Origin of the sequence: Myxococcus sp. CA005, assembly GCF_006518205.1 — a bacterium.
GTDB lineage: Bacteria > Myxococcota > Myxococcia > Myxococcales > Myxococcaceae > Myxococcus > Myxococcus xanthus.
This window is the reverse complement of sequence record NZ_SRLV01000032.1, coordinates 79077-85771: the sequence shown is the minus strand read 5'-3', so window position 1 is coordinate 85771 and position 6695 is coordinate 79077. Positions and strand designations below refer to the sequence as shown.

Below are 6695 nucleotides of genomic sequence, written 5' to 3'. Positions count from 1 at the left end.
GTCACCTTCCGCGTCACAAGCCCGCCCTCCCCTGGAAGCCCCGGGCGTGGAGGCGTTGCTCGCCACCGTCCAGGGCCGCCAGCGCCGGTACCTGTGGCTCCAGGGCGTCATGCTGGGCGTGGCCACCGTGGCGCTGCTGCTGGTGGCCGGCGGCTTCCTGGCGCTGGTGGCGCCGCGCGCGGGCGCGTCCCTGCTGTGGACGGCGCTGCCGGTGGGCGTGGCCGTGACGTGCGTCTTCGGCCTGTGGCTGGCGCGCCGCCGCGTGGGAGACGACGTCCTCACCGCGCGCATGGTGGGCGAAAAGCGCCCGGAACTGTCGCTGGACGTGCTGGCCGCGGTGGAGCTGATGCGCGAGCCGGACGCGCCGGGCAGCGGCTCTCCGGCGCTCGCGAGCGCCTTCCTGCGGGAGATGGACGCGCGGGCGCGCACGGTGGATGTCCGCACCGTGGTGGACAGCCGCCCGGTGCGTCACGTGGCCCTGGGCGCGGGTGGCGCGCTGCTGGCCCTGCTGGTGCTGATGGTCGCGCTCGGTGACCGCTGGTCCGCCGGCATGGCGCGCATCCGCGAAGTGGCGGCGAGCCCCAAGGCCCAGGCGCAGGTGGAGCCCATCACCGGCGACATCGAGCTGACGTACCGCTACCCCGCGTACACGGGGCTGGCCCCGCGCACGGTGCCCGGAACGAACGGTGAAATCAGCGCGCCGGCGGGGACGGAAATCCTGCTGAAGACGCGCTCGGACCGTCCGGTGGAGCGCGCGGAGCTGGTGGTCAACGGCCAGGCGCTGCCGCTGACGGTGACGGGCAACCGGGACCTGGAGGGCAGCTTCGTCACGAAGCAGTCCGGCCACTACCGCTTCGCCTTCTACGGCGCGCGGGACAAGGCGCTCGCGGTGGGGCCGGACATCGCCCTCACCGTGGAGGCGGACAAGGCGCCCGAGGTGTCGCTGCTCACGCCCACGGTGGAGCTGGAGATCGACCCGGGCGACCAGGTGGCGCTCAAGTACGAGGCGTCGGATGACTACGGGCTGTCCGGCATGGCGCTCGTGTTCCGCGCGCCCGGCGCCCAGCAGGAGACGCGCGTGCCGCTGCCGCGCGAGGACGGACGGCGCCACCGGGGCACGTACTCGTGGAGCCTGGACAACCTCAAGCTCGACCCGGGTGACCGGATTACCTACTACGTGGAGGCGCAGGACAACGACGCGGTGGAGGGCCCCAAGAAGGGCGTCAGCCGCACGCAGGTGCTGCGCGTGTACTCCGCGGCCGAGCACCGCCGCGCAGCGCTGGAGAAGGCGGAGCAGCTGTGGGGCCGGATGGTGGACCACCTCGCGGACCGGCTGGAAGGCCCGGAGCGCGCGAAGCAGAAGGACCCGCAGGCCATCACCGCCGGGGCCACGGTGGACACCAGCGGGGAGAGCCTCGTCGCCGACATGAAGACGCTGGCGCAGGAGCTGGCGCGCGAGCGCGACGTGCCCACCGAGCTGGTCTCCGCGCTGAGCAACATCTCCGAGTCCCTGGGCAGCCACATCCGCGGCACCGCGGAGCTGCGCCGGCTCTACCTGCGCACCCAGCGCGCCCGCGGCGAGGACTGGGGCACGGGCAACCGCCTCACCGCCGTGGTCAACGAGGAGATTACGGAGCTGGAGAAGGACATCCTCTACCTGGAGTCACTGCTGGACCGGCAGAAGCTGGAGGCGCTCCAGGAGATGGCCAGGCAGCTATCCAACGAGCGGCGCGAGCTGGCGAACCTCATCGAGCAGTACAAGTCCAACCCGGACGAGGCCGCGCGCCAGGCGGTGATGGAGCAGATTCAGCAGCTCAAGTCCCGCATCCAGGAGCTGATGCAGCGCATGGCGGAGATGCGCAAGGGCATCCGCGACGAGCACCTCAACGCCGAGGCCCTGTCCGAGATGATGAAGGACCAGGACCTGCGCAGCGCGCTCGACGACGTGGAGAAGCTGATGCGCGAGGGCAAGGCGGACGAAGCCCTGGCGAAGCTCCAGGAATTGGGCATGCAGATGGATGAGATGCTCGAGAACCTGGACCAGGCGAGCGACGAGTTCGGCGGCGAGCAGCACCCCGAGCTGGCGGAGAAGTTCGGCAAGTTCATGGAGGAGCTGCAGGGCACCGTGCAGGAGCAGCAGCGCGTCGCGGACCAGACGAAGCAGCTTCGCGACCAGGCCCGCTCACAAAACCGCGAGCGGCTGTCGGAGAAGGGCGAGGCCATCAAGGACAGCCTGATGCGCAAGGTGCAGCAGGCGCAAGAGGACTACAAGGCGCTGGAGCCCAGCCAGCTCAACAGCCGCGCCGCGCGTCCGCTGGAGGAGGCCCAGGCGGAGCTCCAGAACGTGGAGAACGCGCTGAAGGTGAACGACTACGACCTGGCGGCGGAGGCGGCGGCGCGGGCGGAGGACGCGGCCCGGCAACTGGCGATGATGGGCGAGCAGCAGCGCCACCTGGATGAGATGTTCGGCAACCCGGAAGAGGTGGTGAAGCAGTCCACGGAGCTGGCGCAGCGCCTCAACCGCGACGCGCGCAACGTGTCGGAGGTGAACCGGCAGCTCCAGTCGCTCTTCCCGCCTCCGGGCTCGCAGCTGTCGCAGCAGGAGAAGCAGCAGCTCCAGCAACTGGGCGAACAGCAGTCGCAGTTGGAGGAGCGCGCGCAGGGCCTGCGTCAGCAGATGGATGAGATGCAGCAGATGGCGCCCATCTTCGGCGAGGAGGCCACGCAGCAGATGGAGGGCGCCGGCCAGCGCATGGGTGAGGCCGCCCGGCGGATGCAGGGCAAGGACCCGGGCCGTGGCTACGGCGAGCAGCAGGCGGCGCTGGAAGGGCTGCGCCAGTTCCAGCAACAGATGCAGGAAGGCCAGCGCGGCGGCAAGGGCGGGCTCCCGCTGCCCATGGGCATGGGCCGCCGCCAGCAGGGCAACGGGAGAGACCCGAAGCAGAAGGTGGAGCTGCCGGACGAGGATGCCTTCCAGGCGCCGAAGGAGTTCCGCAAGGACCTGCTGGACGCGATGAAGCAGGGGGCTCCGGAGAAGTACCGGGAGCAGGTGAAGCGCTACTACGAGGAGCTGGTGAAGTGAGCCGCCACGCGCTGAAGCATTCCTCCGGATTCGGGGCCCTCGTCGCGGCGATGGCCGTGGGGCTCCTCTGCGTGCCTCAGGCGGCGTGGGCCCAGTCCAGCTCGCTCAAGGACGAGGTGAAGGAGCGGCTGGGCCGCGTGGAGACGGAGCTGGACGACTGGGACGTGCCTGGCGCCCGGCGCGAGCTGTCCGAGGTGGAGAAGCTCCTCCCCGCCGACGTGGAGCCGCTGAAGTACTTCCAGGGCCGGGTGGCTTTCGAGGAAGGCCGCTACGACGACGCGGTGGTGCTCCTGGAGGGCGCCAACATCGAGGACAAGCCGGGCAGCTACCTGCGGCTGGCCAAGGACACGCGCGCCATCGTCAAGGACCACGAGCGCGCGGAGAGCGAGCACTTCATCTTCCAGTACCCCAAGGGGAAGGAAGCGGTGCTGGTGCCCTATGCGCTGGAGACGCTGGAGGGCATCCACCGGGCGATGAAGGAGGACCTCGGCTGGACGCCGCCGGGCGGCAAGATTCGCGTGGAGGTGGTGAGCAACGCGCGCGAGCTGGCGCGGGTGAGCACGCTGACGGAGAAGCAGATTGGCACCACGGGCACCATCGCCATCTGCAAGTTCAACAAGCTGATGGTGACCAGCCCCAAGGCGGTGGCGCGCGGCTACGACTGGCAGGACACGCTGGCGCACGAGTACATCCATCTGGTCATCAGCCAGATGAGCCGCAACACGGTGCCCATCTGGTTGCATGAGGGACTGGCCAAGTTCCTGGAGTCGCGCTGGCGCGGCAAGGCGGGCCTGGCGATGACGCCGTCCACCCAGGCGCTGCTGGGCAAGCGGGTGAAGGCGGACACGCTCATCCCATTCGAGAAGATGCACCCCTCCATCGCGCTGCTGCCCACGGCGGAGGACGCGGCCACCGCGTTCGCGGAGGTGTTCTACGCCATCGACTACGTGCACAGCGTCAAGGGCACGGCGGGTCTGCGCGCCATCATCCAGGAGCTGAAGGCCGGGCAGAAGGACCGCAAGGCGGTGGAGACGGCCATGGGGATGCCCTTCGCCCTCTTCGAGAAGTCCTGGCTGGCGCACATCAAGAAGCAGCCCTTCCCCACCGAGCTCCTGCCGCGCGAGGACCGCGTGGTCCTGAAGGAGAACGCCAAGGGCAAGGTGAAGGACGAGAGCGAGAAGAAGGGGCGTGAAATCTCCTTTGGCGACTTCCAGGAGGTGACGGAGGTGCCGGCGCGCAAGTTCGCGCACCTGGGCGAGCTCTTGCGCGAGCGCAACCGCGTTAAGGCCGCGGCGGAGGAGTACGCCAAGGCGCACAAGCTGGTGGGCGACAAGTACGAATCCGTGTCCAACAAGTACGCGCTGGCGCTGCTGGAGCTGCGGCGGCTGGACGAGGCGGAGGGCGTGCTGCGCGGCAGCCTGCGTGTGCACCCGGGCTCACCGTCGACGAACGTCCACCTGGGCCGCATCCTGCTGTACCGGAAGGACTACCCGAAGGCGAAGACGGCCTACCTGGAGGCGCTGGCGTCGGACCCGTTCGACCCGGAAATCCACCTGGCCCTGACGCGCATCCACGGCTCCATGGGTGAGACGGCGCTGGCGGACCGCGCGCGGCAGGCGAGCGCGCTGCTCACGGGACTCAAGGTCGAAGAGGTGGACCGCGTGGCGCAGCAGTTCCTGCGTGACGAGAGCGGGCTGTCGGAGATGAACGTGTCGGGCACGCCGGACGCGGAGGCACCGAAGGAAGCGCAGCCCGAGAAGCCGGACGCGGGGAACTGAAACGGGCTTCGTTACGCCTCGACAACCAACGGCGTGACGACGGCCTCGCGACTTCGTGAACCTTCTCGTCGCCTCCATCCCTGGAGCTTCACGGGAGCGGGCATGCGCCCCTTACGCAGGCCGCTCCATGACTGAAGTCTCCACCATGCCTAGCTTCTCGCACGGGAGGCTTGATGGAGGTCCATTCCCTCATCTCGCTTGCCGCCCAACTCATGGAGTGGGCCGGCGTGGGCAGCATGGTGCTGGGAGCGGTGCTCGCCCTCGTGGTGCTCGCCACGCGGCAGCAGCTCCCCGCCGGTGAGGCCTACCGCCGCTTCCGGCTGAACCTGGGCCGCGCCATCCTCCTGGGCCTGGAGTTCCTCGTCGCCGCCGACATCATCCGCACCGTGAGCCAGCGCCCCACGCTGGATGGCGTGCTGGTGCTCGGGCTCATCGTCCTCATCCGGACCTTCCTCAGCTTCACCCTCACCGTGGAGCTGGAGGGACGCTGGCCCTGGCAACACCGCAAGGACATCGCCGGTCCTGTTCATCCTCCGCCAACGTCGTCCACCCCGCAGCACCCTGTGCCGCCCGCTCCCGACGCACCACGTCCGGTGAAGCACTGAACGCAGTGGGTCGGCCACGTGGGCAGCGCCACCGTCATCCGCCACACCCTCTCCTCCCTCTGCGTGAAGTGGCGCACGGACGCGTCTTCTCGCACCGTGCATCCCGCTCCGACGCCGCTCCAACGTGCGCGCCCGCCTTTCCTCACGCACAAGGAGCAGCACCCCATGAAGCATCCCCTCCCGGGGCTCGTCCTCGCCGCCTCGCTGTTCACCCAGGGCGCGTCATTCGCACAGTCCGGCATGCCCGACAGCCCGCCCTCCCAACAGGACACGGTCTCCGTTCAAAAGGGCATGGCCACGTACCGCGGCTACACCGCCCCCACGGACGAGAAGGCGCTGCTCGACCGGCTGCACCTGGCGAACCAACACGAAATCAAGTCGGGCCAGCTCGCTCAGCAACGCTCCCAGAATCCAGACGTGAAGGCCTTCGGCACCATCATGATGAAGGCGCACACCGCGCTGGACCAGAAGCTCACGTCCTACGCGCGCAGCAAGGGCCTGAAGCTGGCCGAATCACCCAAGCCGATGAACGACGCGGAAGAAGCCTCCATGGCCAAGGACAAGGCCACGATGGAGCAGCTCCAGGTCATCCGCGGCGCGCCCTTCGACTCCGCCTATCTGGCCTCACAGGTCACGGGGCATGACGCCGTCCTGGGCATGGTCCTCACCGCCCAGAAGGCCATGCCCAAGGCCACGCCCGAGCTCGCCGCCCTGCTCGAGGACCTCAGCAAGCAGGTGCCCGCCCACCGGCACCAGGCCTGGAACATGCTGGGCAAGCTGGGAGGCGAAACGGGCGTGGGCGGCTCCGGCCCGGCGCACGCGCCCCCGCCGAAGCCCTGACCCGAAGCGCGGCGCCCTTTCTCACCCCGTACACACCTGAATCCCGAGGATGAAGACAGGCACGCGCACGAGGCATGATGGTCCGCATGATGCCTCGGACGCTGACCCTGACCTTCGTCATCACCGTGAGCGCGCTGCTGACCGGCTGCTTCAGCGACACGGACACCATCTGCGAGAAACGGAAGGAGTGCTTCACGGACACACTCAACGTCCAGTCGTGCGAGGACGACCTCAAAGCCTGGATGGAGCGGCAGGACCAGGACCGCCGCAGGGACCAGCTCGCCGCGTGCGGGGACTGTGTCGGCAGCAAGACCTGCTCACAGATTCGCACCGCCTGCATCGGCGCCTGCTTCGGCGTTCCCTGAGCCCTGAACGACAGCGGGGCCCGCA

5 protein-coding genes are annotated in these 6695 nt (G+C 69.1%); all 5 read left to right on the top strand.

Features of this window, described 5'->3' with window-relative positions; genetic code table 11:
• Positions 1–3082, top strand: a 3082-nt coding sequence (locus tag FMQ63_RS16650; RefSeq protein ID WP_228556437.1) for a DUF4175 family protein, incomplete at its 5' end; no start/stop codon positions are given.
• Entirely contained in the window at positions 3079–4860 is a 1782-nt protein-coding gene (locus FMQ63_RS16645; RefSeq protein ID WP_011556523.1) for a tetratricopeptide repeat protein, read from the top strand. The genes FMQ63_RS16650 and FMQ63_RS16645, both read left to right, overlap by 4 nt.
• 173 nt (positions 4861–5033) lie before the next feature.
• Positions 5034–5465 (top strand): DUF1622 domain-containing protein, encoded by a 432-nt coding sequence (locus tag FMQ63_RS16640; protein ID WP_043611839.1) that lies wholly within the window; start codon positions 5034–5036, stop codon positions 5463–5465.
• Between the two features lie 165 nt (positions 5466–5630).
• A complete protein-coding gene (locus tag FMQ63_RS16635; RefSeq protein WP_216608705.1) occupies positions 5631–6305 on the top strand; it encodes a DUF4142 domain-containing protein in 675 nt (224 codons plus the stop codon).
• A gap of 86 nt (positions 6306–6391) precedes the next feature.
• Positions 6392–6670, top strand: coding sequence for a hypothetical protein (locus FMQ63_RS16630; RefSeq protein WP_225909569.1), 279 nt, complete (start codon positions 6392–6394; stop codon positions 6668–6670).
• Positions 6671–6695 lie beyond the last annotated feature (25 nt).

Excerpts from the sequence above, each read along its gene's own strand:
- FMQ63_RS16640 (WP_043611839.1), top strand. The coding sequence starts at position 5,034 with ATGGAGGTCCATTCCCTCATCTCGCTTGCCGCCCAACTCATGGAGTGG.
- FMQ63_RS16635 (WP_216608705.1), top strand. The coding sequence starts at position 5,631 with ATGAAGCATCCCCTCCCGGGGCTCGTCCTCGCCGCCTCGCTGTTCACC.
- FMQ63_RS16630 (WP_225909569.1), top strand. The coding sequence starts at position 6,392 with ATGATGCCTCGGACGCTGACCCTGACCTTCGTCATCACCGTGAGCGCG.